The 25188-nt window shown below is 65.9% G+C and carries 25 protein-coding genes; 20 read left to right on the top strand and 5 right to left on the bottom strand.

The annotated features are described in order from the left end of the window. Positions 1 to 32 precede the first annotated feature (32 nt). Positions 33 to 890, bottom strand: a complete 858-nt coding sequence (motA, locus tag RRU_RS09565) for a flagellar motor stator protein MotA (protein WP_011389595.1) — start codon at positions 888 to 890, stop codon at positions 33 to 35. 236 nt (positions 891 to 1126) lie between these two features. Between motA and RRU_RS09560 the strand changes: the two genes are divergently transcribed. Then, the gene (locus tag RRU_RS09560) at positions 1127 to 1612 is read left to right on the top strand and encodes a flavin reductase family protein (RefSeq protein ID WP_011389594.1); all 486 of its coding nucleotides are present in this window, start codon (positions 1127 to 1129) and stop codon (positions 1610 to 1612) included. Positions 1613 to 1636: 24 nt separating this feature from the next. On the opposite strand, the gene RRU_RS09555 is transcribed toward RRU_RS09560, so the two are convergent. Further along, on the bottom strand, positions 1637 to 4102 hold the full coding sequence (locus RRU_RS09555; RefSeq protein WP_011389593.1) for a penicillin acylase family protein: 2466 nt from the start codon (positions 4100 to 4102) through the stop codon (positions 1637 to 1639). A 157-nt stretch (positions 4103 to 4259) separates the two neighbouring features. On the opposite strand from RRU_RS09555, the gene RRU_RS09550 reads away from it, so the two are divergent. Next, complete coding sequence (locus RRU_RS09550; protein ID WP_011389592.1) at positions 4260 to 5321, top strand: C4-dicarboxylate ABC transporter substrate-binding protein; 1062 nt, start codon at positions 4260 to 4262, stop codon at positions 5319 to 5321. 11 nt (positions 5322 to 5332) lie between these two features. Further along, a complete protein-coding gene (locus RRU_RS09545) occupies positions 5333 to 6193 on the top strand; it encodes an alpha/beta fold hydrolase (RefSeq protein WP_011389591.1) in 861 nt (286 codons plus the stop codon). A 96-nt stretch (positions 6194 to 6289) separates the two neighbouring features. Here the strand turns inward: RRU_RS09545 and hemB are convergent, their stop codons facing one another. Both hemB and RRU_RS09535 read right to left on the bottom strand, forming a co-directional pair. Continuing rightward, a complete protein-coding gene (hemB, locus tag RRU_RS09540; protein WP_011389590.1) occupies positions 6290 to 7300 on the bottom strand; it encodes a porphobilinogen synthase in 1011 nt (336 codons plus the stop codon). After that, positions 7297 to 8589, bottom strand: coding sequence for an O-acetylhomoserine aminocarboxypropyltransferase/cysteine synthase family protein (locus tag RRU_RS09535; protein WP_011389589.1), 1293 nt, complete (start codon positions 8587 to 8589; stop codon positions 7297 to 7299). The genes hemB and RRU_RS09535 overlap by 4 nt, the downstream gene beginning before the upstream one ends. Before the next feature lie 301 nt (positions 8590 to 8890). Here RRU_RS09535 and RRU_RS09530 point away from each other — a divergent pair, with 301 nt between their 5' ends. The 6 genes from RRU_RS09530 to RRU_RS09505 all read left to right on the top strand — a co-directional run bounded on the left by RRU_RS09530 (position 8891) and on the right by RRU_RS09505 (position 13835). After that, on the top strand, positions 8891 to 10030 hold the full coding sequence (locus tag RRU_RS09530) for an acyl-CoA dehydrogenase family protein (RefSeq protein ID WP_011389588.1): 1140 nt from the start codon (positions 8891 to 8893) through the stop codon (positions 10028 to 10030). Between the two features lie 35 nt (positions 10031 to 10065). Then, on the top strand, positions 10066 to 11142 hold the full coding sequence (locus tag RRU_RS09525) for an enoyl-CoA hydratase/isomerase family protein (protein ID WP_011389587.1): 1077 nt from the start codon (positions 10066 to 10068) through the stop codon (positions 11140 to 11142). Between the two features lie 25 nt (positions 11143 to 11167). Then, complete coding sequence (gene mmsB / locus RRU_RS09520; RefSeq protein WP_011389586.1) at positions 11168 to 12058, top strand: 3-hydroxyisobutyrate dehydrogenase; 891 nt, start codon at positions 11168 to 11170, stop codon at positions 12056 to 12058. Positions 12059 to 12303: 245 nt separating this feature from the next. Continuing rightward, entirely contained in the window at positions 12304 to 12936 is a 633-nt protein-coding gene (gene folE, locus RRU_RS09515) for a GTP cyclohydrolase I FolE (RefSeq protein ID WP_011389585.1), read from the top strand. A gap of 52 nt (positions 12937 to 12988) precedes the next feature. Then, positions 12989 to 13564: a 6-carboxytetrahydropterin synthase gene (locus tag RRU_RS09510; RefSeq protein WP_011389584.1), complete on the top strand. Its 576-nt coding sequence runs from the start codon at positions 12989 to 12991 to the stop codon at positions 13562 to 13564. A 58-nt stretch (positions 13565 to 13622) separates the two neighbouring features. Next, on the top strand, positions 13623 to 13835 hold the full coding sequence (locus RRU_RS09505; RefSeq protein ID WP_011389583.1) for a DUF6898 family protein: 213 nt from the start codon (positions 13623 to 13625) through the stop codon (positions 13833 to 13835). A 189-nt stretch (positions 13836 to 14024) separates the two neighbouring features. Here RRU_RS09505 and RRU_RS09500 read toward each other — a convergent pair whose 3' ends face one another. Next, entirely contained in the window at positions 14025 to 14444 is a 420-nt protein-coding gene (locus RRU_RS09500) for a MucR family transcriptional regulator (protein ID WP_011389582.1), read from the bottom strand. Positions 14445 to 14919: 475 nt separating this feature from the next. On the opposite strand from RRU_RS09500, the gene rpiB reads away from it, so the two are divergent. The 11 genes from rpiB to RRU_RS09445 all read left to right on the top strand — a co-directional run bounded on the left by rpiB (position 14920) and on the right by RRU_RS09445 (position 25043). Beyond that, positions 14920 to 15408: a ribose 5-phosphate isomerase B gene (gene rpiB, locus RRU_RS09495; RefSeq protein WP_011389581.1), complete on the top strand. Its 489-nt coding sequence runs from the start codon at positions 14920 to 14922 to the stop codon at positions 15406 to 15408. A 58-nt stretch (positions 15409 to 15466) separates the two neighbouring features. Then, the gene (gene glyA, locus RRU_RS09490; RefSeq protein ID WP_011389580.1) at positions 15467 to 16759 is read left to right on the top strand and encodes a serine hydroxymethyltransferase; all 1293 of its coding nucleotides are present in this window, start codon (positions 15467 to 15469) and stop codon (positions 16757 to 16759) included. A 43-nt stretch (positions 16760 to 16802) separates the two neighbouring features. Next, the gene (gene nrdR, locus RRU_RS09485) at positions 16803 to 17261 is read left to right on the top strand and encodes a transcriptional regulator NrdR (protein ID WP_011389579.1); all 459 of its coding nucleotides are present in this window, start codon (positions 16803 to 16805) and stop codon (positions 17259 to 17261) included. Positions 17262 to 17277: 16 nt separating this feature from the next. Then, entirely contained in the window at positions 17278 to 18408 is a 1131-nt protein-coding gene (gene ribD, locus RRU_RS09480; RefSeq protein ID WP_014626256.1) for a bifunctional diaminohydroxyphosphoribosylaminopyrimidine deaminase/5-amino-6-(5-phosphoribosylamino)uracil reductase RibD, read from the top strand. 22 nt (positions 18409 to 18430) lie between these two features. Then, on the top strand, positions 18431 to 19021 hold the full coding sequence (locus RRU_RS09475) for a riboflavin synthase (RefSeq protein ID WP_011389577.1): 591 nt from the start codon (positions 18431 to 18433) through the stop codon (positions 19019 to 19021). Further along, positions 19014 to 20147 carry a 3,4-dihydroxy-2-butanone-4-phosphate synthase gene (ribB, locus tag RRU_RS09470; protein WP_011389576.1) on the top strand — a complete coding sequence of 378 codons (1134 nt, stop codon included), beginning with the start codon at positions 19014 to 19016 and terminating at the stop codon, positions 20145 to 20147. The genes RRU_RS09475 and ribB overlap by 8 nt, the downstream gene beginning before the upstream one ends. 7 nt (positions 20148 to 20154) lie before the next feature. After that, the gene (locus tag RRU_RS09465) at positions 20155 to 20616 is read left to right on the top strand and encodes a 6,7-dimethyl-8-ribityllumazine synthase (protein ID WP_011389575.1); all 462 of its coding nucleotides are present in this window, start codon (positions 20155 to 20157) and stop codon (positions 20614 to 20616) included. Positions 20617 to 20668: 52 nt separating this feature from the next. Then, positions 20669 to 21226 carry a transcription antitermination factor NusB gene (nusB, locus tag RRU_RS09460; RefSeq protein WP_011389574.1) on the top strand — a complete coding sequence of 186 codons (558 nt, stop codon included), beginning with the start codon at positions 20669 to 20671 and terminating at the stop codon, positions 21224 to 21226. Between the two features lie 7 nt (positions 21227 to 21233). Beyond that, on the top strand, positions 21234 to 22217 hold the full coding sequence (gene thiL, locus RRU_RS09455; protein ID WP_011389573.1) for a thiamine-phosphate kinase: 984 nt from the start codon (positions 21234 to 21236) through the stop codon (positions 22215 to 22217). A gap of 6 nt (positions 22218 to 22223) precedes the next feature. Beyond that, positions 22224 to 22709 carry a hypothetical protein gene (locus tag RRU_RS09450; protein WP_011389572.1) on the top strand — a complete coding sequence of 162 codons (486 nt, stop codon included), beginning with the start codon at positions 22224 to 22226 and terminating at the stop codon, positions 22707 to 22709. Between the two features lie 225 nt (positions 22710 to 22934). After that, positions 22935 to 25043, top strand: coding sequence for a sodium-translocating pyrophosphatase (locus RRU_RS09445; protein ID WP_011389571.1), 2109 nt, complete (start codon positions 22935 to 22937; stop codon positions 25041 to 25043). The last annotated feature ends 145 nt before the right edge of the window (positions 25044 to 25188 follow it).

The following is a 25188-nucleotide window of genomic DNA, read 5'->3' as shown; positions in this document are numbered from 1 at the left end:
ATCGCGGCCCGCTACGGTGTGTGGCGGGGGACTTAATCCGACAGGTTGGTTACGGTGTCTTCGACTTCGGCGAAGCTCGGCCGCACCGAGGGCGGCAGGGTCTTGCGGGCGAATTCGATGGAAACCTGCGGAGCATAGCCCTGCATATGGGCGAGAATGCCCGATTTCATGCAGTGCAGATATTGGGTCTGGTTGTTGAAGACCGCTTCGATCGCCCGGCCGAAGGGCGCGAAGAAGCCGTAGGACAGCAGAACACCCATGAAGGTGCCGACCAGGGCGGCGCCGATCAGATGGCCAAGGACCTCGGGCGGCTCGGTGATCGACCCCATGGTATGGATGACGCCGAGAACGGCGGCGACAATACCAAGGGCTGGCATCCCATCAGCCATATTCACCATAGCCGATGGAATATTGTGGGCTTCGACGTGATGGCTTTCGATCTCGGCCTCGATGATGGTCTCGACCTCATGGGCGTTATTGGTGCCGAGCGTCAAAAGGCGGAGATAGTCACAAAGAAATTCAACGTTATGATGATCTTTGCTAAAAGCCGGAAACTTTTGAAAGATCGGGCTGTCCTCGGGCTTTTCGATATGGCTTTCCAAAGCCAGATCGCCTTTGGTCTTGGCCAGCCGGAATAGGGTGTAAAGCAGCGAGAGCAGCTCGAGATAGCTGGCCTTGTTGTGCTTGGGGCCCTTCATCATCGGCCCCAGGGACTTCAAGGTGCCGGTGAGGACGGTCTTGGGATTGCCGATCAGGAAGGCGCCCAGGGAGGCACCGAGAATGATGATGAATTCAAACGGTTGCCACAGGACCGCCAAATGACCGCCCGGAGCCGCATATCCCCCGATCACGCTGGCAATGACGATGATCGCGCCGATGATAATTAACATTGTCGCTCCGATCTGGAAGCCCGCGGTAAGGGCCCGCCCCCTTTCCATGTAGTCCTTCGTACAGTGGCGCGGTGCCTATCTCCAGTACTAAAAAAGCGTTGATAGTTCGTTGACGATCGCAGTTTGCCATCGCGAGAGGCGGAAATATCCCCAAAAATCGCCCGGGGTTTGCCATTTCCGCCGGTCAGGCCCAAATAATCCCGAACGTCCCTGTTCATTCAGATCCGGAGTCCTCCATGCCCTTCGACGACCGCGCATTCCGCAAAGCCCTTGGTTGTTTCGCCTCCGGGGTGACGGTCATCACCACCCTCGATGCCGCCCAGCGGCCGGTGGGGGTGACCGTCAGCGCCTTTTCCTCTCTCTCGCTCGACCCGCCCATGGTACTGTTTTGCCTTGGAAAATCCACCAGTAACCTTGAGGCGTTCCGTCAGGGGCCGGTCAGCATTTCCATATTGGCCGAGGGGCAACAGGATCTGTCGATTCGTTTCGCCAGCCGGGGGGTCGATAAATTCGCCGGGCTCGAGATGGATACCGCCCCGGGCGGCGTTCCCGCCCCCAAGGATGTCTTGGCGCGGCTCGACTGCGTCATCACCCAGACCATCGAGGGCGGGGATCATCTGATCGTGCTCTGCGCGGTCGAGGATCTTATCACCCGCACCGGTGGCCAACCCTTGGTCTATTTCCGGGGCAGCTATACCCAAGTCGGCGTGCTACCCGTCTGACCACAGGCGGGGCGGCCGCCCTCTTTAGCGGTCGCCCACCGGTTCGAGGATGAGATGGCCGCCCGAGGGGTCGGCGCCATCGACGGTGATCAGCGCGCCGCGCCGCCACAGATCGACCATGTCGCGGTAATGGGGGGACAGCGGGTGCCCGGACTGGCCGGTGGCCAGAATGAAACCCGGGGCGGCGATGGTGGCGAAATCGATCACGGCACGCAGGCCGGCGCCATGGACATGGGCGAAGGGGTCGGTCCGATCGCCGCCCCAACTGCCGCGCGACAGGGTGAAATCATCGCCCCCCGTCGCCGTTTCCAGGGTGGTCAGCTTGGCCAGAGCCGGCAGATAGCGAAACAGCGGGTGACGGAAATGGGCGCGGTGGACCTCGCCCCAGGTCACGGTGAAGGGATCGGCGCCGCCCAGGGACTCGACGAGGCCGCTTAGGGCCTCGTCGAGGGCCCGGGCCTTGAGACGGTCGCAGCCGGTAAGGCCTTCGGCGTCGGCCGCGGGGTCGCACCACGATCCCGCGCCATCAAGCGCCCGGTGCAGCACGGCCGGGTCCAGCCTTTCCCAGGCGGCGAAGGCCGGCCCCATCGCCGGGGCGAACAGCAGGCGATTGACGGCGACCAGCCAGGCGGTGGCGATCAGCGGTTCGGTGCGGTGCGCCCCCATGTCGAAGGACCAGCCGGGGTCGGCCAGCAGGGCATGGGCGCGGGCGACGGCCGAGCCCGCAGGGCGCAGGGCGGCGGGGAAATCAAGCAGGCGGGGCAACAGGGTTTCCAGGGCATGGGAGACCGTATCAAGCTGATAGAGCGCCATGTCTCGCGGGCCATGGTCATCGCGGTAAGCCAGCAGGCGGGCAAGGCGCGCCGCCCGATCCTCGCCCGGCCAGGCATCGATCAGGTAATGGGGATAATCCTCGCCGACGATGGCGCTGTTGGTGTTGTAAACAAAGCCGCTTGCCGGATCGCTTTCGGCGGGAAGATCCTCAAAGGGAATATAGCCGGTCCAGCGGCTGGTCGACGTCCAGCCCGTTTGCGGCAGCAACCCCGGCCCCCCGGCGCGCAGCGGCGTCAGCCCGGGCGAGAGCCGGCCGATGGCGCCCTCGGCGGTGGCGTAGATCAGGTTCTGCTGGGGCGATTGGAAGCCGCGCGCCGCCTTGCGCACCTCGTCGGCCGTGCCCGCCCGGTTGAGGGCGCGCAGCGCCAGCGCCGTTTGGTCATCGGGGCGCAACGCCGTGGCCGCCAGGGTCAGCGCCTCTCCCTCGCCGAGGGCGGCGTGGCCCAGGTCGGCCGAAGCGGCGGGCAGAACGTCCGAGATCACCGGCCCATGGCGCGAGGCGCGAACCTCCAGGGTTTCGCTGGGGGCGCCGCGCACGGCCAGGGTCTCGGTGCGCCGCAGCCAGGGTTCGGGGCCGTTTTCGGTCAGATAATGATCGGCATCGACGACGCGTTCGACGAACAGATCCATGGTGTCGGAATGGGTGGTGGTCAGCCCCCAGGCGACGCGTTCATTGGTGCCGATGACCGTCAGGGGAACCCCGGGAAAAGTCGCCCCGGTCAGGGTTCTTTCGGGGGTTTCAAGGCGCGCCAGATACCATTGAATCGGCGCCTGAAACCCCAAGTGGGGATCGCTGGCGAGCAGCGGCTGGCCGCTGGCGGTCTTGCCGCCGCCGACCGCCCAGGCGTTCGAGGCCAGGGTCGGGGCCAGGGCCTTGGGAAAGGCGGCGAGAAGCGCCAGGGCGGCCTCCCCCGACAGCGGCGCGGCGGCGGGACGGGCGGCGACATCCGATCGGCCAAAGGCCGGCCACAGGCTTTTCAGGCGCTCGGGCGACAGGCTTTTGGCCAAGGCGGCGCGCACCAGTTCCTCTTGCCAATCGGCGGAAAGCCACAGGCCCATCAACCGGCCCCAGACCAGCGAATCGACGGGCCGCCAGGGCTCGGGCCGGGCCAGCAGCATCAGGAATTCCGGGGGCGGGATCGTCCATTTCGCGCCGATGATCTGATTGACGCCGGCGCAATAGGCTTCCATCACCGCGCGCTCGTCGGCGGGCATCCGCCGGTAGGTCTCCGCCGCCAGGGCGTGCAGGCCCAGGGTGCGCATGAAGCGGTCGATGGGCAGGGCGCGGGGGCCGAGCAATTCGGCCATGCGTCCGGCCCCCAGGCGGCGCATGCCTTCCATTTGCCACAACCGGTCCTGGGCATGGACGACGCCCAGGGCGAAGGCGGCATCGCGGTCGTTGGCGGCGCGGATGGTCGGGATGGCGTAGCGGTCGCGGATGATGTCGATGGGGCCGGAAAGCCCGCCCCAGGTTGTGGACGAGCCCGGCCGTTGCGGATCGTCCACCGGCAGGGCGCCGCCGGTCGTCACCTCGATCCGGCCGCTGGTGCGCGGCAGCGATCCGGTCAGCGCCAGCCCAAGGACCAGGGCGGCGACAAGACCCAGGGCCACGGCGCCTAGGCCGAGACGGAGCATCCAGTGTCCAAGGCGCGTCATGGGGCCTCCTGGTGGCCGGGGTGGGAACGGCGGGCGCTTCGCCTTATCTGAGCGGAGCCCCCCACCAGCCACAAGGGACTTTGGCGGCGGAGGTCTGTTATGGTCGGCGATCACACCCCTATCGCTTTCACAGCCCCATTCGTTTCCAGAGAGGGTCATGATTTTTTCCCGCGCGCTTTCCCGCCTCTGCCTTGTCGTTCCGCTGATCGGGCTGTGCCTGACGGCGGTGCCTTCGGCTTACGCCCTGACCTTCAAGGCCGCCCATGGCCATGGCGACGGCATGGACGACGTCCGCCAAAGGGTGATCGAGGTGATGGCCAAGACCCTGGCCCAAAGCCGCAGCGGTCTGGCGATCAAGATCTACCCCCGGGGAAAACTGTTCGAACTGGAGGATCTGTGGACCGGCTTGACCGGCGGCACCCTGGAAATCGCCAATCTGCCTTTGGCGCGGCTGCGGGCGCTGGATCCGGTCTTCGCCGCGCCGACCCTGCCCGGGCTCGCCCAAAGCGTTGACGAGGCCTATGGACTGGCCGCCACGCCGATGATGGCGGCGGTGCGCGGCGCCCTCGCCCAGCGCGGCATGCGGGTTCTGGCCGATATCTGGCTGCCCGGCGCCCTGGTCTTTTCCGGCCGCTCTTGCTTGGCCGATCCACCGGCCCTGGCCGGGCGGACGGTGGCCGCCGGCGGGCGCCTGCTTGGCGATCTCGCCGTGGGGCAGGGGGCGCGGGCCAGCGCCCTGGACGAGGGGCGCGGCCGGGCGCTGCTGCGCGCCTTGCCCGATCTGGTGGCGGTGCTGCCCGAGGTCGATGTGCTGACCACCCTGTCCCCCGCGCCGCCGGCCTGCGTTCTGCTTGCCGAAGGCGCGGGCGCATGGTTCGATTATCAACCGGTGATCGTATCCGAGGCCGCCCTGGCCCGGCTGACCCCGGCCCAGCGCGCCGCCCTTGACGAGGCGGCGGCGGCGGCCGAGCTTTATGGCCGGCGGGCCCAGGACAAGGGGCCGCAGGCGCGCGGGGCGATCTTGGAAAAGCGCGGCCTGACCTGGGCGGTGCCGACGGCCGCCGAAGCCGAGGCCTGGGCCGCCCTGGGCAAGCCGCTGCTCTCTACCCTGGTCGGGCGGGGGACCTCGGCGGCGACAGCGCCGCCGGATCGGCCTTTGCCCGGTACCGTTCCGCCGGCGACCCCCGGGTCGTCCTTTCTCCGTGGCTTGGGACCGTAAGTGAGAGACCGATGACGAAACCCCTGCTTCAGCTTCAAGACAGCGTCGCCGTGCTGCGTCCCGAGGGCTTCCGCCATATGGCCTATGTGGAATGGCGCGGCGATCATGACGCGCCGCCGGCCTTTTGCGTTCATGGCCTGACTCGCAACGGCCGCGATTTCGACGCGTTGGCCCAGGCCCTGGCGGCGAGCCGGCGGGTGTTCTGCCCCGATGTTCTGGGACGCGGGCGCAGCGATTGTCTGACCGATCCGGCGGGCTATGCCAATCTCGCCTATGCCGCCGATATGGTGACGCTGATCGCGCGCGGCGGCGGCGGCGCCATCGATTGGGTGGGAACCTCGATGGGCGGGTTGATCGGCATGATCCTCGCCGCCATGCCGGGCAGCCCGATCCGCAGGCTGGTGCTCAACGATGTCGGGCCCTTCGTTCCGCAGGCGGCGATGGCGCGCATTCGCGACTATGTCGGCTATGACCCGGTTTTTGATACCCTGGCCGAGCTTGAAGCCTATCTGCGCAAGGTTCACGCCCCCTTTGGCCCGCTGAGCGATGGCCAATGGCGGACGATGGCCGAGCATGGGCATTGGCGGATCGAGGGGGGGCGCTACAAGCTGGCGCGCGACCCGGCGATCGCCGTGCCGATCAAGGCCGCTCCGCTGGCCGACGTTTCGCTGTGGCCGCTGTGGGATGCCATCACCTGTCCGGTGCTGGTGATTCGCGGCGCCGAGTCCGACCTGTTGACAGCCGAGACCGTGGCCGAGATGGCCGGTCGCGGGCCGGGCTGCACGGTGGTCGAAGTGGCCGGCGTCGGTCACGCCCCGGCGCTGCTGACGGCCGATCAGATCGCCCCGATCGTCGATTTTCTGGTGAAATGAGGGGCGTTAAAAAACGGCCTTGATCCAGGCCGTTAACCAGAAAAGCCGCGATGGGGGATAAGGCGGTTCCGCCCCGTCCCCCATCGCTCTCGAAAATCAGCGCGCCTTGAGCATCTTGGCCATTTCGACGGCGAAATAGGTCAAGACGGCATCGGCGCCGGCGCGTTTGAAGGCCATCAGGGTTTCTTCGATGGCCAGATCGCCCTTGAGCCAGCCGCGATCGATGGCGCCCTTGAGCATGGCGTATTCCCCGCTCACCTGATAGGCCAGGGTCGGCACGCCGAAGGTGGTTTTCACCCGGTGGATGATGTCGAGATAGGGCAGGCCGGGTTTGACCATGATCATGTCGGCGCCTTCCTCGATGTCGAGCGCCACTTCGCGCAGGGCTTCATCGGAATTGGCCGGGTTCATCTGATAGGTCTTCTTGTCGCCCTTGAGCGCCCCGCCCGAGCCGAGCGCGTCGCGGAACGGCCCGTAATAGGCGCTGGCGTATTTGGCGGCATAGGAACAGATCTGCACGCGGTCGAGGTCGTTGGCGTCCAGGGTATCGCGCAGGGCGGCGACCCGGCCATCCATCATGTCCGAGGGGGCGACGACATCGCAGCCGGCCTGGGCCTGGACCAGGGCCTGACGGCACAGCACCTCGACGCTTTCATCGTTGAGGATCTGACCATCGCGGACCAAACCGTCGTGACCGTCCGAATTGAACGGATCAAGGGCCACGTCGCAAATGACGCCCATGTCGGGCAGGGCCTTTTTAAGGGCCTGGACCGTGCGGCAAACCAGATTATCCGGATTGGCGGCCTCGGCGGCGTCGGGGGTCTTGAGGGCGGGATCGACGCAGGGGAACAGGGCGATCGCCGGAATTCCCAGGTCGAAGGCCTCCTTGGCCGCCTCGACCAGCAGATCGATGCTCAGGCGGTCGACGCCGGGCAGGCTGTCGACGGCCTGACGCGCCGAGCGGCCTTCGATAACGAAGACCGGCCAGATCAGGTCGGCGGCGGTCAAGGTGTTTTCGGCGAGCAGGCGACGGGACCAATCGTCCCGGCGCGGACGCCGCAGGCGGGTACGGGGAAAGCTGCCCAGATTGGGAATGGTGATGCTCACAACGACTCCAAGGCCTGTTTCAGGTCACCAATGATATCGTCGGCATGCTCGATGCCGATGGAAAGACGGACATACCCCTGCGAGACGCCGGTTGCAAGCTGGTCTTCGGCCGACAACTGCGAGTGGGTGGTGCTGGCGGGGTGAATGGCCAGACTGCGGGCATCGCCGATATTGGCGACATGGTAGAGCATCTTCAGGGCGTCGATGAAGGCGCGCCCGGCCTCCAGCCCGCCCTTCAGTTCAAAGCCGACCAGGGCGCCCTGGCCGTGGGCAAGCGCCCCGTCGCGCCGCCGCGCCAACTCGCCGGTCTGGACGCTGGGGTGGATGACGGTGGTGACCTGGGGGTGGGATTTGAGGAAATCGACGACCTTGAGGGCGTTTTCGCAATGGGCGCGCATGCGCAAGGGCAGGGTCTCCAGCCCCTGGATCAACAAAAAGGCGTTGAACGGGCTGAGCGCGGCGCCGATGTCGCGCAGCAAGATCACCCGCATGCGCAAGATATAGGCGATCGGCCCCAGGGGTTTGACCGCTTCGGTCCAGACCGCGCCGTGATAGCTGGGGTCGGGGTTGGTCAGGGTGGGGAAGCGCGCCCCATGGGCCTCCCAGTCGAAATTGCCGCCATCGACGACGATGCCGCCGATGCTGGTGCCATGGCCGCCGATGTATTTGGTCGCCGAATAGACGACGACGGCGGCGCCCAGGGCCAGCGGCCGGCACAGCACGGGGGCGGCGGTGTTGTCGACGATCAGCGGCACGCCCAGGGCCCGCCCGATGGCGGCGACCTCGGCGATCGGGAAGACGTGCAGTTTGGGATTGGGCAGGGTCTCGGCGTAATAGCAGCGGGTTTTTTCGTCGGTCGCCCGGCGGAAGGCCTCGGGATCGCTGGGATCGACGAAGCGCGCCTCGATGCCCATCTGCTTGAAGGTATTGGCAAACAGGTTCCAGGTGCCGCCATAGAGGTCGGTCGAGGTTACGAAATTATCGCCGGCCTGACACAGGTTGAGCACGGCGAAGGTGCTCGCCGTCTGCCCCGAGGAAACGGCGAGGGCGGCGACGCCGCCTTCAAGGGCGGCCACCCGCTGCTCAAGGGCGTCGCAGGTCGGGTTCATGATGCGGGTGTAGATATTGCCCAGTTCCTTCAGCGCGAACAGGTTGGCCGCCTGTTCGGTGTCGCGGAACTGATAGGAGGTGGTTTGGTAGATCGGCACGGCGACCGCGTTGGTGGCCTCGTCGCTGCGGTATCCGGCGTGAAGAACCAGGGTTTCGGGATGGGTGCTGTCGGTCGCCATGGATCGGCCTTTCGCGTAACGGAACGGATCGCCCGCCGCAAGGCGCGGGGGCCCTTCACTCAACCCCTGGCGCCGGCCGAATTCAAGATCAAAGACTGTTTACCGTGTTAAACCGCCCGGTACACCGTCATTCCCCTGTGAAAACCGCGAGGGGAGAGGGGGGGGAATTTTTGACGTTTACGTAAACGGAAGTTCCCGCCTTCCCATTACCCGACCAATCGGTATACTTCCCTTAAAAAAGAGCCAAGACCAAACGGTCCGGGCGCCAAGCGGATCCGGCTTCACAACGGGAGGGGTGTCGATGGATTTTCAACCCACGGCGGACCAAAAGCAGTTCCAGGAGTTGGCGCGCGGCTTTGCCGATGCCGAGATGAAACCCCGGGCCCGCGCCTGGGACGAGGGGGCGATCTTTCCGGTTGAAACCCTGCGGGCCGCCGCCGCCCTGGGCTTCGCCGGCATCTATGTGGGCGAGGAGTTCGGCGGGGCCGGGCTGACCCGCCTGGACGCCGCCCTGATCTTTGAAGAACTGGCGACCGCCTGCCCGTCGACCGCCGCCTTCTTGACCATCCACAATATGGCGAGTTCGATGATCGACCGCTTCGCCGGCCGGGATCTGCGGGCCCGCCTGCTACCCGGGCTGATGACGATGGAGCGCTTCGCCAGCTATTGCCTGACCGAACCGGGGGCGGGGTCCGATGCCGCTGCCTTGCGCACCCGGGCGGTGCGCGATGGCGACGGCTATCGGCTAAGCGGCCAGAAGGCCTTCATCTCGGGCGGCGGCCATAGCGATGTTTATGTGGTGATGGCGCGCACCGGCGAGGCCGGGGCCAAGGGGATCTCGGCCTTCGTCGTCGAGGCCGGCGCGCCGGGGCTGTCCTTTGGCAAGCCCGAGGCCAAGATGGGCTGGAAAAGCCAGCCGACCTGCGCGGTGATGTTCGATGATCTGCGCGTTCCCGCCAGCCATCGCCTGGGCGAGGAGGGCGAGGGCTTTCGCATCGCCATGATGGGGCTGGACGGCGGCCGGCTGAATATCGGCGCCTGTTCGCTGGGCGGAGCCAAGGGGGCTTTCGAAGCGGCGCTGGCCTATGTCAAGGAACGCCGGCAATTCGGCAAGGCCATCGCCGAGTTCCAGGCCACCCAGTTCACCCTGGCCGATATGGCGACCGCCCTGGAAGCGGCCCGGCTGCTGCTCCACAAGGCCGCCTGGCTGCTCGATGCCGGCGATCCAAGCGCCACCAGCTTTTGCGCCATGGCCAAACGACTGGCGACCGACACCGGATTTAGCGTGTGTGATCAAGCGCTTCAGCTTCACGGCGGCTACGGGTACACCAGTGACTATCCGGTCGAACGGCTGTTGCGCGATCTGCGCGTTCACCGGATCTTGGAAGGCACCAACGAGATCATGCGGGTGATCATCGGCCGCCGACTGCTGGCCGATTAGCAGATCCCCCGCTTCCCCTGCGTCAAGGACCCGTGATGAGCGACGACGACATCCTGTTTGAGCAAAAGGGCGCCTTGGGCGCCATCACCCTTAACCGGCCGCGCGCCCTGAACGCCCTGACCCTGCCCAAGGTCGAGCGGATGGACCGCGCCCTGCGCGCCTGGGCCACCGATAAGACGGTGGGCGTGGTCACGGTCGAAGGGTCGGGCGGCCGGGCGTTTTGCGCCGGTGGCGATGTCCGCGCCCTGGCTGAGGTCGGCAAAAATGGCGCGAGCGCCTTTCTGGATGCCTTCTTCGGCCAGGAATATCGCCTCAACCGCCTGATCAAGACCTATCCCAAGCCCTATGTCGCCCTGCTCGGCGGCATCACCATGGGCGGCGGGGTGGGCATTTCGATCCATGGCCGCTTTCCTGTGGCCACCGAAGCCACCCTCATCGCCATGCCCGAAACCGGCATCGGCATGTTCCCCGATGTCGGCGGCACCTATTTTCTGCCGCGCTGCCCGGGGGCGACGGGGGTTTATCTGGCCCTGACCGGAGCGCGGATCGGCGCGGCCGACGCGGTCGCTTTGGGGTTGTGCACCCACCATATCCCCTTAAGCGCCCTGGAGGCGGTCAAGGAGGCCCTGGCGGCTTTGGACGCGGACGCCGGAGCCGACGGGGTGAAGGCGGTGCTTGACGGCTTCCACCGCGATCCGGGCGAGGCGCCGCTGGCACCCAGGCGCGCCGCCATCGCCCGCTGTTTCGGCCAGCCCACCCTCGAGGACATCCTGGCCGCCCTGGCCAGCGAGGCGGCGATCGGCGATCGGGCCTGGGCGGAGGAAACCCGGGCCGGCCTGTTGGCGAAATCGCCCTTCGCCACGCGGGTGACCTTCGAGCAATTGCGCCGGGGCGCCACCCTCGATTTCGACGGCTGCATGGCCTTGGAATACCGCATGGCGCCGCGCATCGCCCGCCATCCCGATTTCATCGAAGGCGTGCGCGCCCTGCTTGTCGATAAGGACAACCAGCCGCGGTGGTCGGCCAAGGCCCTCGCCGAGGTCGAGGACGCCGCCGTCGGAGCGCTGTTCGCGCCGCGTGCCGATGGCGATCTGGAGTTTCGCGACCCTTAAAAAACCTTAAGCATGGGAGGAAGATATGGCCAAGATCGCTTTCATCGGCCTGGGCAATATGGGCGGACCGATGCTGCGCAACCTGCTCAAGGCCGGCCACGAGTGCGTGGCCTTCGATCTGTCGGCCCCCGCCCTGGCGGCGGCCGAACAGGCGGGGGCCCGGCCGGCCGCCAGCCCCGGCGACGCCGCGCGCGGGGTCGATGGGGTGATCACCATGCTGCCCGCCGGAACCATCGTCCGCGCCGTCTATGAGGGCCCGGGCGGGGTGATCGCCAACGCCGCGCCGGGAACCTTGCTGATCGATTGCTCGACCATCGATGTCGCCAGCGCCCGGGCGGTGGCCGAGGCGGCGACGGCGGCCGGGCTGTCGATGGTCGACGCCCCCGTATCGGGTGGGGTGGCCGGAGCGGCGGCGGCGACCTTAACTTTCATGGTTGGCGGTCCGCCGGAAACCTTCGAGGCGGCGCGGCCGATTCTGGCGGCGATGGGCGGGACCATCGTCCATGCCGGGGCGGCGGGAACCGGGCAGGCGGCCAAGATCTGCAACAACATGCTGCTGGGCATTTCGATGATCGGCACCTGCGAGGCCTTCATGTTGGCCAAACGCCTGGGGCTCGACGCGCAAAAGTTGTTCGACATCAGTTCCAAGGCCTCGGGCCAATGCTGGTCGCTGACCTCTTATTGTCCGGTTCCCGGACCGGTGGCCAGCGCGCCGTCCAACCGCGATTATCAACCGGGGTTCGCCGCGGCGATGATGCTCAAGGACTTGAAGCTGGCCCAAGAGGCCGCCGCCGGCGTTGACGCGGCGACGCCCCTGGGGGCCGCCGCCGCCGCCCTTTACAGCCTGTATTGTAACGCCGGCCATGCCGGAACCGACTTCTCGGGCATCATCGCCATGATCGACGGCAGCGACTGAACCCGGATGGGCGTGGAACGCGACAACACCAATAACGCTTTAAAAATACAATACGCACGATAAGGTTGCTTTTTTAACCCCCCTTCCCATATCGTAGTCCAGGAGCCTTGGGCGGACGGTTCGATGGGGAAGGGGGCGGACGGCGCTTGAGCGCGCCTCTCTCGCCCACTCGTTCCGCCCCGTTCCCTTCCCCTCTCGCCAGGATCGATCCACCGCCTGTCCCTTCGTGAACGGAGCCGACGCCCATGGAAAAGACCTTGCTGTCGCGTGCGCAAAGCGGTGTGGAAGCCTTTGATGCGACGCCGTATTACAAGCCCGTCTCGGTCGGAGAGGCCGAGGCGGCCATCGCCGTGCTTCTGCGCTATATCGGCGAGGATCCGACGCGCGAGGGATTGGTTGAAACCCCGGCCCGCTTCATTCGCGCCTGCGGCCATCATTTCGCCGGCTATGCCCAAGATCCCCTGCGCATCCTCGCCACCACCTTTTCCGAAAGCGCCGGCTACGCCGGGATGATCCTGCTGCGCGACATCCGCTTTGAGGCCTTTTGCGAGCACCATTTGGCCCCGATCATCGGCAAGGCCCATGTCGCCTATATGCCGAACGACCGCGTGGTCGGGCTGTCGAAGCTCGCCCGGGTTGTCGATGTCTTCGCCAAGCGCCTGCAACTGCAAGAGCGCATGACCATGCAGATCGCCACGGCGATCGAGGCCGCCCTGGCGCCGCGCGGGGTGGCGGTGCTGATCGAGTCCGAGCATCACTGCATGAGCACGCGCGGCGCCTATAAGCCGGGATCGACCATGGTGACCTCGGTGACGACCGGTTGCTTCGAAGCCGACGGCGCGCCGCGACGGGAGTTTTTCGAGGCCGTTCGCGCCTGACCGACGCGGCGCCTTGCGCCGTTTTCCATCTTTCTGAGGTCGAGGTCAGCCAATGTTTGAAATAACCCGAAAAATCGAAATAGACGCCGGCCATCGCATTCGCGAGCATGGCTCGAAATGCCGCAATCTCCACGGGCATCGCTATCAGATCCACGTCAGCGTGCGCAGCGACCAGCTGGTGGCGGGTGGGTCGGAAAGCGGCATGGTCGCCGACTTTTCGTTTCTCAAGGAGCTGATGATCAGCGAGATCGACGGCCCCTGCGATCACGCCTTCATTCTCGATGCCGAAGACACGCTGTATGTCGAGTTGTTCGGCCTGCGCGAGGTGGCCCAGGCGGTGCGCCGCGACGCCCGGGCGGCGCCGGCGCTTTCAGCCCAGGGATCGAAGATGTACGTCGTGCCCTTCGCCCCAACCGCCGAGAATCTGGCGGCCCATTGGCATGCCCTGCTGGCCCCGCTGGTCAGCGCCCATGGCAAGGGGGGGATCTTTCTCGCGGCGGTGCGGGCCTTTGAAACGCCCAATTGCGAGGCGACCTTTCCCGCTCCCGGCCGCTTCTCCGTGATCGAGGAGGCGCCGCCGCGCCTTGCCGAACCGCTGGCCCTGGCCGCCTATCGAGACCACGCCTGACAACACCGGTCGTTTCATGGCACAAAGGGGGATCCGCCAAGGTAACGCAGGACCGACGATGGCCGAAAAGCCCCCGCTTCCCCCGAAAGACGTGCTGTTTGAGATCCGTCAAAGCGGCGCAATGGTTCGCGTCTCGGCCATCGATGCCGAAAGCGGGATCGAGGCGGTGCTGGTCGGGCCGGCGGCGGCCGGGCTTCATACCCTGAAAACCAACGCCCTGCGCAAGCTGGCCTTTGTCATCGAGCGCGAGCGGCTCAAGCGCGGCCGCTAAGCTGTTTCAGGCAAAAGAAAACCCTCCAGGGCCGATGCCGGGAGGGTAGGGCGCGCGCGCCGGTCTGAAAAAGGCAAAGCCCCGCCCCGGCGCCCGCATCCCATCGCGTTGAAACAAAATCGTCCAGGCGATGGCTGTGATCGAGAAAAGTCTCTCGGGCGGGGTGGCCGGGGGGCGGGGCTCGGCGGTCTACTCGGCGGCCTTGCGGCCCAGGCCGATCTTCTTGGCGAAATCCGAGCGCTGCTGGGCATAGTTGGGCGCGACCATCGGATAATCCGCCGCCAAATTCCACTTCGCCCGGTATTCTTCCGGGGTCATGTTGTAGTTGGTGCGCAGATGGCGCTTGAGCATTTTCAGCTTCTTGCCATCTTCAAGGCAGACCAGATATTCGGCATGGATCGACTTCTTGACCGGCACGGCGGGCTTGGCCGCTTCGACCTTGATCTCGATCGCCTGGGGTTCCAGGGTGCTGAGCGCCTGGAAGGTGGTCTGGATCAAATCGGGGATCTGGGTGGCCGGCATCGGGTTCTTGCTTACGTAGGCAGACACGACGCTTACCGTCATCTTAAGCACGTCGTCCCTGGTAAGGGCTTCCTGTTTATCGTCCATCGTACCATTGTCTCTAGGTTGTTGTGGTAATTACGACCATCCGGGGCGCTTTTTTCGCTGTCATCGAATATCGGAAGCCATGCGAATACGGTGTGGCGCCTGATGAATTGGTTGAAGATCAAATATGTGCACCATGTGCTCTGGTGTGTCAATTGATGGAATTGATTTGTCAAATATATTCTACTGGGGACAATCTCAACCTTTAATAAAACTTTAGGTTAGGTTTGCCGTAAGCGATAACCTGAACAGCGGGGTCAAGGGGTGGCGACTATCGGGGCGTTACCCACTATACCGGCAGTAAAGCGGCGATACATGGAGCGCCTTGAAAGCCGCTTGTTTCCTTGATTTCGATGCCATGGCGTCGACAAAGGCCCGGGGGTTGTGCTATGACCCAAACCCCGGGCGAGCGGGCAGGCCAAGCCCCGCTCTTTGGGCCTCACCCGCCGCGAACCGACCAATCAGCTGGACTGTTGCGATGACCGACCGCGAAGACTCCTCGATCGTCCCCGATCATTCCCGTGCCGAAGCGACCATCGCCCTGGCCTCCGATCATGGCGGCGTCGAGTTGAAGGCTTTGCTTGTCGATCACTTGCGCGCCACCGGTCACGACGTTCTTGATCTGGGCACCCAGGGCCCGGAGTCGGTCGATTACCCCGATATCGCCAATACCCTGGCCCAGGCGCTGCGCGCCGGCCGGGCGGGGCGGGGGGTGTTGATCTGCGGCACCGGCATCGGCATCTCGATCGCCATCAACCGCCATGCCGACATGCGCGGCGCCCTGGTTCACGACGCCTTTGGCGCCCGTCTGGCCCGCCAGCACAACGATGCCAATGTGCTGGTTCTCGGCGGTCGGACCACCGGCCCGGAAATCGCCAAGGATTGCGCCGATATCTTTTTGTCGACCCCTTTCGAAGGGGGACGCCATGCGCGCCGGGTGGCCAAGCTGGGGACCCCCTCGGCCTGATCAAGACCCGGTTTTTTCGCTTTCTTTCTCTTTGACCCGCGAACGGAAGACCAGACCCATGACCGCCTACACCCCTTGGACCGGATTCTTTTCCGCCTCCGTCGCCCAAGCCGATCCCGAGCTTGACCGGGTGCTGCGGGCCGAGTTGTCCCGCCAGCAGGACCAGATCGAGCTGATCGCCTCGGAAAACATCGTGTCCCGCGCCGTCCTCGAGGCCGCGGGCAGCGTTTTGACCAATAAATACGCCGAAGGCTATCCCGGCAAGCGCTACTACGGCGGCTGCGAAGAGGTCGACGTGGCCGAGGAGTTGGCCATCGAGCGGGCCAAGGCGTTGTTCGGCTGCTCCTACGTTAACGTCCAGCCCCATTCCGGCGCCCAGGCCAATGGCGCGGTGATGATGGCCCTGGTCAAGCCCGGCGACACCATCATGGGCATGAGCCTGGCCGCCGGCGGTCACCTGACCCATGGCGCGCCGCCGGCCCAATCGGGCAAGTGGTTCAACGCCGTGCAGTACGGCGTCCGCCTGCAAGACGCCAGCATCGATTTCGACGAGGTGGCGACCCTGGCCGAAACCCACAAGCCCAAGCTGATCATCGCCGGCGGCTCGGCCTATCCCCGCATCATCGATTTCGCCAAGTTCCGCGAGATCGCCGATCGGGTCGGCGCGCTGTTCATGGTCGATATGGCCCATTTCGCCGGTCTGGTGGCCGCCGGGCTCCACCCCAGCCCGCTGCCCTATGCCGATATCGTCACCACCACCACCCATAAAACCCTGCGCGGCCCGCGCGGCGGCATGGTGTTGTCGAACAATCCCGACATCGGCAAGAAGATCAATTCGGCGGTCTTCCCCGGGCTGCAGGGCGGCCCCTTGATGCATATCATCGCCGCCAAGGCCGTGGCCTTCGGCGAGGCGCTGCGCCCCGAGTTCAAGGTCTATGCCCAGGCGGTGATCGATAACGCCAAGGCGCTGACCGACGCCCTCGCCGCCGGCGGGCTGAACATCGTGTCGGGCGGCACCGATACCCACCTCGCCCTGGTCGATCTGCGGCCCAAGGCTTTGACCGGCAATATCGTCGAGAAGAGCCTGGAGCGGGCCAATATCACCACCAACAAGAACGGCATTCCCTTCGACCCGGAAAAGCCGGCCATCACCTCGGGCATCCGCGTCGGCACCCCGGCGGGCACCACCCGGGGCTTTGGCACCGCCGAGTTCACCGAGATCGGCAAGCTGATCGTCGAAGTGCTCGACGGGCTGGCGGCCAATGGCGAGGACAATTCCCAGGCCGAGGCCGCCGTGCGCGAAAAGGTCGCCGTCCTTTGCCGTCGCTTTCCCATATATGGTGGGTTATAAGTCTTCAAGGAACACATCTTGAAGACTGGGGAGGCTCCCCTCGATGCGCTGCCCTTTCTGCGGCAACGGTGATACGCAGGTAAAAGATTCGCGCCCCACGGAGGACAGCGCCGCCATTCGACGGCGGCGCTTCTGCCCGGCTTGCAACTCGCGCTTCACGACCTTCGAGCGGGTTCAGCTTCGCGATTTGGTGATCGTCAAGAAAGACGGTCAGCGTTCGGCCTTCGACCGGGACAAGCTCGCCCGGTCGATCCGCATCGCCTGCCGCAAGCGCCCGGTCGATGAGGACAGCATCGAACGCATCGTCAACGGCATCCAACGCCGCCTGGAAAGCTCGGGCGATACCGAGATCAATTCCAAGGCGGTGGGGGAACTGGTGATGGAAGGCCTGCGCGGCCTTGATCCCGTCGCCTATGTGCGCTTCGCCTCCGTCTACCGCAATTTCCGCGAAGCCAAGGATTTCGAAGACTTCGTCGAGACCCTGGGCGGCTCGGCCGATTAACCCCGGTCGATCGCAGATGGCGTCTTCGGCCGATCTTTCCTTTATGCGCACCGCCCTGGGTCTGGCCGCCCGTGGCCTGGGCCGGGTTTGGCCCAATCCGGCGGTCGGCTGCGTGCTGGTCGATGCGCAAGGCCGCGTGGTCGGTCGGGGCTGGACCCAGCCCGGCGGCCGCCCCCATGCCGAGCGCGAGGCCCTTGACCGTGCCGGCGCGGCCGCTCGCGGCGCCACCGCCTATGTCACCCTTGAACCCTGCAGCCATCACGGCAAGACCCCGCCCTGCGCCGATGCCCTGATCGACGCCGGGGTGGTCCGCGTCGTCGCCGCCCTCGGCGATCCCGATCCCCGGGTGAGCGGACGCGGCTTTGCCCAGCTGCGCGCCGCCGGCGTGGTCGTGGAGACCGGCCTGCTGGTCGACGAGGCGCGGGCGCTGAACCTGGGGTTTCTGCTTCACCGCCTGCGCGGCCGGCCGCTGGTGACGCTGAAGGCGGCGACCACGCTTGATGGGCGCATCGCCACGGCCGGCGGCGACAGCCAATGGATCACCGGCCCGCAGGCCCGCCGCTACGGCCACCTGCTGCGCGCCGATCACGATGCCATCGCCATCGGCCTGGGCACCGCCCTGGCCGATGATCCGCTGCTGAGCTGCCGGCTGGCCGGATTGGAAGACCGCTCGCCCCTCCGCGTCGTTTTCGATAGCGCCCTGGCCCTGCCGCTGGGCGGCGCCCTAGTCCGCAGCGCCGATCGCCTGCCGCTGTGGATCATCACCACGGCCGCCGCCACCGCCGCGCGCCGCCAAGCCCTGGTCGAGCGCGGCGCCGAGATTCTGGAGGTCGAGGCCGACCCCCGGGGCCGGCCAACCATCGCCGGCGCGCTGTCCGCCCTGGCTGGGCAGGGCGTCACCCGCTTGCTGGTGGAAGGCGGCGGCCACTTGGCGGCGGCGTTTCTCGCGGCCGATCTGGTCGATCGTCTGGCTTGGTTCCGTGCGGCGCGGCTGATCGGCGGCGATGGACTGGCCGCCGTGGCGGCATTGGGCATTGACCGCTTGGCGGACTCGGTTCAATTCTCGCTGGAGGCCTGCCAGACCCTGGGGGATGACCGGCTGGAGCTATACGCCAGATCCCGTGACCCCCTTTCCCCCGCCCCCTGAACCCCGGGACTACGGAGCAATCATGTTCACAGGGATCATCAGCGATCTCGGAGCCGTGCGTGAGATCACTCAGGCCGGCGATACCCGCCTGACCTTTTCCACCGCCTATGAGACCGAGGGCGTGGCCATCGGCGCCTCGATCGCCTGCTCGGGCTGCTGCCTGACGGTGATCGACAAGGGGCCGGGGTGGTTCGCGGTTCAGGCTTCGGGCGAGACCTTGTCGAAAACCACCCTGGGCCTGTGGACGGTCGGCAGTCCGGTCAATTTCGAGCGCGCCCTGGCCGTTGGCGACGAGTTGGGCGGCCATATCGTTTCGGGCCATGTGGATGGCGTGGCCGAGGTTCTCGAGGTCGCACCCGAGGGGGAAAGCCACCGCTTCCGCTTCCGCGTTCCCGAAGATCTGAAGAAATTCATCGCCCCCAAGGGCTCGGTCGCCATCGACGGCGTTTCGCTGACGGTGAACGAGGTCGAGGGCGCGGTCTTTGGCGTTAACATCATTCCCCACACCTTCCAGGCCACCACATTCGGGCGACTTGCTCCCGGAAGCCGCGTGAACATGGAAATCGACATGCTGGCGCGCTATGTTGCGCGTCTTCTTCACCCCGATGACTGACGGAACCTCTCCCGTGCCCTATCGCGATTATCTGGCTTCCCCGGAAGACATCATCGAAGATGCCCGTCAGGGCAAAATGTTCATCCTGGTCGATGACGAGAACCGGGAAAACGAAGGCGATCTGGTGATCCCGGCGCAAATGGCGACGGCCGAGGTGGTCAATTTCATGGCCAAGCACGGCCGTGGCTTGATCTGTCTGGCGATGACCCGCGAGCGCTGCGAGCAGCTTGATCTGCCGTTGATGGCCCAGCAGAACAGCTCGCGCCATTCCACCGCCTTCACCATCAGCATCGAAGCCAAGGATGGGGTGACGACGGGGATTTCCGCCGCCGACCGGGCGCTGACCATCCAGGTCGCCATCGATCCGGCCAAGGGGCGGGGCGATATCGCCACCCCCGGCCACGTGTTCCCGCTGGTCGCCCGCGATGGCGGCGTGCTGGTGCGCGCCGGCCATACGGAAGCCGCCGTTGATGTCGCCCGCATGGCCGGGCTGGTGCCCGCCGGCGTCATCTGTGAGGTGATGAACGACGATGGCACCATGGCCCGCATGCCCGATCTGGTGCGCTTCGCCCAGGAACACGGGCTGAAGGTCGGCACCATCGCCGATCTGATCGCCTATCGGCGGACCAAGGAACGGCTGGTGCGCCGCGAGTTGGAGACCGATTTCCGCTCGGTTCACGGCGGCGACTGGCGGATGATGCTGTATGTCTCGACCGTGTCCTATGGCGAACACATCGCCCTGGTCAAGGGCGATCCGCGCGGCAGCGATCCGGTTCTGGTGCGCATGCATGCGCTGAACGTGCTCGACGACGTGCTGGGCGACAGCGACGGCAATGCCCATGGCCAGCTTCACCGGGCGATGGACGTGATCGGCCGGGCGGGGCGCGGCGTGCTGGTGCTGATCCGCGAGGGTCGGCCGACGGCGCTGTCGGAACGCCTGCGCGCGCGCATCGAACAGGGGCCGAGCGCCCAGCGTCTGGTCGATTACGGGGTGGGGGCGCAGATCCTGCTTGATCTTGGCGTGACCGATATGACGCTTCTGACCAATACGCCCAAGCATATCATCGGCCTGGAGGGCTACGGCCTGCGCGTGGCCGGCCATCAGCCCCTTTCGGACAAGGAGTGACGCGGCAATGTCGACGACCGGCGGTCCCCGCATTCTTATCGTTGAAGCCCGCTTCTACGAGGAGATTACCGATAATCTGGTGCGCGGCGCCGTGCAGGCGCTGACCGCCGCCGGAGCGGGGTTCAAGCGCATCATCGTTCCCGGTATCATCGAAACCCCGGCGGTGATCCGCTATGCCGTGCGCTCGATCGAACTGCGCGCGACCGACCATCGCTACGCCGGCTATGTCGTGCTCGGCTGCGCCATCAAGGGCGAGACCGACCATTACGAAAACGCCGCGCGGGTGGCGATGGATGGCATCAAGGACCTGACCTTGCAGTACTCGCTGGCGGTCGGCAATGGCATCTTGACCTGCCGGACCGGCGAACAGGCCCTGGTCCGCTCCGACCCGGCGGGCAGGGATTTCGGTGGTCAGGCGGCCAGGGCCTGTCTGCGCATGCTCGACGTCAAGCGCGAGATGGGGTTATAAGCCTGCCCCCGCCGTCCGGCGGGCGTGGTTTGCCGAGATGGAGGACAAGGGCATGGCCCTGCAGGACGATAAGCCGGGCTCTGCCCCGAAAGAGCGCAGCGGTCGTCAGATCCGCAGCAGCGCCGCCCGACTGGCGGCGGTCCAGGCGCTTTATGTGCTTGATCTGGCCGAGGACGCCCGCGTCGATCAGGTGGTGCTTGATTTCATGAGCGGGTCGATGGGCGGCATGGCCATCGTCGAGGTCGCCGATCCCGAGGGCATCTTCGATCCCACCGAAGAGATCGCCGCCCTGGAACCCCCCGATGGCGAGTTGTTCGCCATGCTGGTGCGCGGCGCCCATGCCGAACTGGCCCGCCTTGACGAGGTGATCGGCGCCAGCCTGTCGGCCGATTGGCCCTGGGACCGCCTAGAGCCGGTGGTCCGCGCCGTGTTGCGCGCGGGGGTTTATGAATTGCTCGAACGCCAGCGCACGCCGCCGCGCGTGGCGATCAAGGAATACGTCGATATCGCCGCCGCTTTTTATTCGGGGGCCGAACCGGGGATGGTGAACGCCGTGCTCGACCGCGTCGCCCGTTCGGCGCGGCCCGAGGCCTTCGGCGGCGGAGTCTGACCCGGCCATGGCGCGGCGGGGCGAATTCGCGCTGATCGGCGAGGTTTTCGCTCCGCTCGCCGCAAGCTGTCCCGCCGCGCTTGGCCTGGGCGACGATGCCGCCGTGCTCGACTGGCGGGGCAGGGGCGATCTGGTGGTCAGCGCCGACGCCCTGGTCTGCGACGTGCATTTCCTCGCCGATGATCCCCCCGACACCATCGCCCGCAAATGCCTGCGCACCAATTTGTCGGATATGGCGGCGATGGGGGCCAAGCCGGTTGGCGTGCTGCTCACCGCCGCCCTGTCCCCCGCGCTCGATGACGCCTGGATGGAGGGCTTCGCCCGCGGTCTGGGCGCCGACCTCGCCGATTTTTCCGTTGGCCTGCTTGGCGGCGATACGGTCTCCACCCCCGGTCCCGCCCAATTCTCGATCACCATCCTTGGATCGATGGACGGCCATGTGCCGCTGACCCGTAGCGCCGCCCAGGTTGGCGATGACCTGTGGGTTTCGGGAACCCTGGGCGACGGCGCCCTTGGCTTGCGGGTTCGCCAGGGCCAGATCCTCGGTCTGGCGGAGGATTTGCGGGCCCATCTGGTCGAGCGCTATCGCCTGCCACGGCCGCGCGTTGGCTTGGGGCTGGCGCTGCGCGGGCTGGCCCATGGCTGCATGGATATTTCCGATGGCCTGTGCGCCGATGCCGGCCATCTGTGCGCGGCGTCGCGGGTGGGGCTGGTCATCGATGCGCCGGCCTTGCCGCTTTCCGAGGCCGCCGCGACGGTGATCGCCGATCATCCCGCCCTGTTCCAGGCGGTGCTGGGCGGCGGGGATGATTACGAACTGCTGTTTACCGCCGCCGTCGCCGATCGCGACGCGGTGGCGGCGACCACGGCGGCGACCGGGGTGGCGGTGACCCGCATCGGCGAAGTGGTGGCCGGAAGTGCTGTGGATGTGCGCGACGCCGATGGCAAGAGCGTGGCCGTAGTGGCCGCGGGGTGGTCCCATGGGGAATGAGGAACGATGAAGAAGATTCTGAAAATCCTCGTCCTTTTGATCATTCTTCTCGCCGTGATCGCCGGCGGGGGCTTGGCCGCCATGAAATTCGGCGTCTTGCCCGACATGCTGGGGCTGTTTCCCGCCCCGCCGACGGCGGAGGCCCCGGCGCGCGAGCCGACGGTGATCGAGCGGCTGGGGCCGCCACCGGTTTTCCTGCCGATGAAGCCGATCGAGATCCCGTTCATCGTCAAGGGCGAGCTGCGCCGGCGGGTCAGCGTCCGCCTGCGCCTTCAAGTCGACCCCGAAAGCATCCCGGTGATTGAAAAGGCCGGCGACCGCCTTCATGCGGAATATTTCAAGGCGCTGATGGACTTCATCCCGACCACTCTGGAGTCTCGCGATACCGTCGATCTGCGGGCGCTGAAAGCGCGGATGCTCGAGGTTTCGAGCCGGGTTTTGGGCCCCCATGTGGTTCTCGACGTGCTGATTCAGGGCTATTACGAACACTGATCGGCGGAGGGCGGCGAAAGCGCGCCAAATTTGGGGTTTTTTCCTTTCATTTTGGACATTTGGCCGCCGTCCGGCCGCTTGTTCGGTTGCTCCCCGCGGGTAGTTCTGGCAGGCTGCCCCTACCCTTGCGGCGAAGACCCGGCGGTCGATGTGGCTATTCGATCGCGGCGGGGTTTTTCCGCATTGCCCGCCGTTAGGCCCATTCAGGGAGGGATCGAACGAATCATGGCTGGCATCTATCTTTTCGTCGTAGCCGCCGCACTCGCGGCCCTTGGTTATGGCGCTCTCACCATCAAAACAATCATGGCGGCTGATGCCGGCACCGCGCGGATGCAGGAGATTTCCGGCGCCGTGCAGGAAGGCGCCAGCGCGTTTCTCAATCGTCAGTACAAGACCATCGCCGTCGTCGGCGCGGTTGTTTTCGTTATTCTGACGGCGCTTCTTGGCATCTCGGTCGGCTTCGGCTTTCTGATCGGCGCCGTGTGCTCGGGCATCGCCGGTTATGTCGGCATGTACATCTCGGTGCGCGCCAATGTGCGCGTCGCCGCCGGGGCCCAGCAGGGACTGGCCCGGGGTCTGGAACTCGCCTTCCAGTCGGGCGCGGTGACCGGCATGCTGGTGGCCGGTCTGGCCCTGCTGTCGGTGGCCTTCTATTACATCCTGCTCGTCGGCATCGGCGCGACCGGCCGCGCGCTGATCGATCCGCTGGTGGCTCTGGGCTTTGGCGCCTCGCTGATCTCGATCTTCGCCCGTCTGGGTGGCGGCATCTTCACCAAGGGCGCCGACGTGGGCGCCGATCTGGTGGGCAAGGTCGAAGCGGGGATCCCCGAGGATGACCCGCGCAATCCCGCCGTCATCGCCGACAACGTGGGCGATAACGTGGGCGATTGCGCCGGCATGGCGGCCGACCTGTTCGAGACCTATGCCGTGACCGTCGTCGCCACCATGGTCCTGGCCTCGATCTTCTTCGCCGGCGTTCCGGCGATGACCTCGATGATGGCCTATCCGCTGGCGATCGGCGGGGTCTGCATCCTGGCCTCGATCCTCGGCACCAAGTTCGTGAAGCTTGGCCCCAAGAACAACATCATGGGGGCGCTCTATCGCGGCTTCCTGGTGTCGGCGGGAGCGTCCTTCGTCGGGATCATCCTGGCCACGGCGATCGTCCCGGGCTTTGGCGACATCCAGGGCGCCAACGGGGTGCTCTATTCGGGCTTCGACCTGTTCTTGTGCGCCGTCATCGGCCTGCTGGTCACCGGTTTGCTGATCTGGGTCACCGAATATTACACCGGCACCAATTTCCGGCCGGTCCGTTCGGTCGCCAAGGCCTCGACCACCGGCCACGGCACCAACGTGATCCAGGGTCTGGCGATTTCGATGGAGGCGACGGCCCTGCCGGCGCTGATCATCTGCGCGGCCATCATCACCACCTATCAGCTGTCGGGTCTGTTTGGCATCGCCATCACCGTGACCAGCATGCTGGCTTTGGCCGGGATGGTCGTGGCGCTCGACGCCTATGGTCCGGTGACCGATAACGCCGGCGGCATCGCCGAAATGGCCAATCTGCCCGAGGACGTGCGCAAGACCACCGATGCGCTCGACGCCGTTGGCAACACCACCAAGGCGGTGACCAAGGGCTATGCTATCGGTTCGGCCGGCCTTGGCGCCCTGGTGCTGTTCGCCGCCTATACCGAGGATCTGGCCTTCTTCAAGGCCAATGTCGACGCCTATCCGGCCTTCGCCGGGGTGGATGTCAACTTCTCGCTGTCGAGCCCCTATGTGGTGGTCGGCCTGTTCATCGGCGGCCTGCTGCCCTATCTGTTCGGCTCGATGGGCATGACCGCCGTCGGCCGCGCCGCTGGCAGCGTCGTCGAGGAGGTTCGCCGTCAGTTCCGCGAAATCCCGGGCATCATGGAAGGCACCGCCAAGCCGGAATACGGCCGCTGCGTCGACATGCTGACCAAGGCGGCGATCAAGGAGATGATCATCCCCTCGCTGCTGCCGGTTCTGGCGCCGATCGTGCTGTACTTCGTTATCCTCGGCATCGCCGATAAATCGGCCGCCTTCTCGGCCCTGGGCGCCATGCTGCTCGGCGTGATCGTCACCGGTCTTTTCGTGGCGATCTCGATGACCGCCGGTGGCGGCGCCTGGGACAACGCCAAGAAGTACATCGAAGACGGCCACTACGGTGGCAAGGGGTCGGAAGCCCATAAGGCCGCCGTCACCGGCGACACCGTTGGCGATCCGTACAAGGACACCGCCGGTCCGGCGGTCAATCCGATGATCAAGATCACCAACATCGTCGCCCTGCTGCTGCTGGCGGTGCTGGCCCACTAACTCCGGCGATCGCTGGAAAACGACGCGGGGGCCCGGAGAGTGATCCGGGCCCCCGTTTTCATATGCCCAAGACTGGATTTCAGAGTAAAAAAAAGAGTGTTTGATTATTATCCATCAAAGGTCGAACGGCATGTTCTGTGTGCTG

This window comes from Rhodospirillum rubrum ATCC 11170 (assembly GCF_000013085.1).
GTDB classification, from domain to species: Bacteria; Pseudomonadota; Alphaproteobacteria; order Rhodospirillales; family Rhodospirillaceae; genus Rhodospirillum; species Rhodospirillum rubrum.
The sequence above is the reverse complement of the archived record's forward strand: the minus strand, read 5'-3'. Positions and strand labels throughout refer to the sequence as shown.

Coding starts and splice junctions, on each gene's coding strand:
- motA (WP_011389595.1), bottom strand. CDS start 890: ATGTTAATTATCATCGGCGCGATCATCGTCATTGCCAGCGTGATCGGG.
- RRU_RS09560 (WP_011389594.1), top strand. CDS start 1,127: ATGCCCTTCGACGACCGCGCATTCCGCAAAGCCCTTGGTTGTTTCGCC.
- RRU_RS09555 (WP_011389593.1), bottom strand. CDS start 4,102: ATGACGCGCCTTGGACACTGGATGCTCCGTCTCGGCCTAGGCGCCGTG.
- RRU_RS09550 (WP_011389592.1), top strand. CDS start 4,260: ATGATTTTTTCCCGCGCGCTTTCCCGCCTCTGCCTTGTCGTTCCGCTG.
- RRU_RS09545 (WP_011389591.1), top strand. CDS start 5,333: ATGACGAAACCCCTGCTTCAGCTTCAAGACAGCGTCGCCGTGCTGCGT.
- RRU_RS09535 (WP_011389589.1), bottom strand. CDS start 8,589: ATGGCGACCGACAGCACCCATCCCGAAACCCTGGTTCTTCACGCCGGA.
- RRU_RS09530 (WP_011389588.1), top strand. CDS start 8,891: ATGGATTTTCAACCCACGGCGGACCAAAAGCAGTTCCAGGAGTTGGCG.
- RRU_RS09525 (WP_011389587.1), top strand. CDS start 10,066: ATGAGCGACGACGACATCCTGTTTGAGCAAAAGGGCGCCTTGGGCGCC.
- mmsB (WP_011389586.1), top strand. CDS start 11,168: ATGGCCAAGATCGCTTTCATCGGCCTGGGCAATATGGGCGGACCGATG.
- folE (WP_011389585.1), top strand. CDS start 12,304: ATGGAAAAGACCTTGCTGTCGCGTGCGCAAAGCGGTGTGGAAGCCTTT.
- RRU_RS09510 (WP_011389584.1), top strand. CDS start 12,989: ATGTTTGAAATAACCCGAAAAATCGAAATAGACGCCGGCCATCGCATT.
- RRU_RS09505 (WP_011389583.1), top strand. CDS start 13,623: ATGGCCGAAAAGCCCCCGCTTCCCCCGAAAGACGTGCTGTTTGAGATC.
- RRU_RS09500 (WP_011389582.1), bottom strand. CDS start 14,444: ATGGACGATAAACAGGAAGCCCTTACCAGGGACGACGTGCTTAAGATG.
- rpiB (WP_011389581.1), top strand. CDS start 14,920: ATGACCGACCGCGAAGACTCCTCGATCGTCCCCGATCATTCCCGTGCC.
- glyA (WP_011389580.1), top strand. CDS start 15,467: ATGACCGCCTACACCCCTTGGACCGGATTCTTTTCCGCCTCCGTCGCC.
- nrdR (WP_011389579.1), top strand. CDS start 16,803: ATGCGCTGCCCTTTCTGCGGCAACGGTGATACGCAGGTAAAAGATTCG.
- ribD (WP_014626256.1), top strand. CDS start 17,278: ATGGCGTCTTCGGCCGATCTTTCCTTTATGCGCACCGCCCTGGGTCTG.
- RRU_RS09475 (WP_011389577.1), top strand. CDS start 18,431: ATGTTCACAGGGATCATCAGCGATCTCGGAGCCGTGCGTGAGATCACT.
- ribB (WP_011389576.1), top strand. CDS start 19,014: ATGACTGACGGAACCTCTCCCGTGCCCTATCGCGATTATCTGGCTTCC.
- RRU_RS09465 (WP_011389575.1), top strand. CDS start 20,155: ATGTCGACGACCGGCGGTCCCCGCATTCTTATCGTTGAAGCCCGCTTC.
- nusB (WP_011389574.1), top strand. CDS start 20,669: ATGGCCCTGCAGGACGATAAGCCGGGCTCTGCCCCGAAAGAGCGCAGC.
- thiL (WP_011389573.1), top strand. CDS start 21,234: ATGGCGCGGCGGGGCGAATTCGCGCTGATCGGCGAGGTTTTCGCTCCG.
- RRU_RS09450 (WP_011389572.1), top strand. CDS start 22,224: ATGAAGAAGATTCTGAAAATCCTCGTCCTTTTGATCATTCTTCTCGCC.
- RRU_RS09445 (WP_011389571.1), top strand. CDS start 22,935: ATGGCTGGCATCTATCTTTTCGTCGTAGCCGCCGCACTCGCGGCCCTT.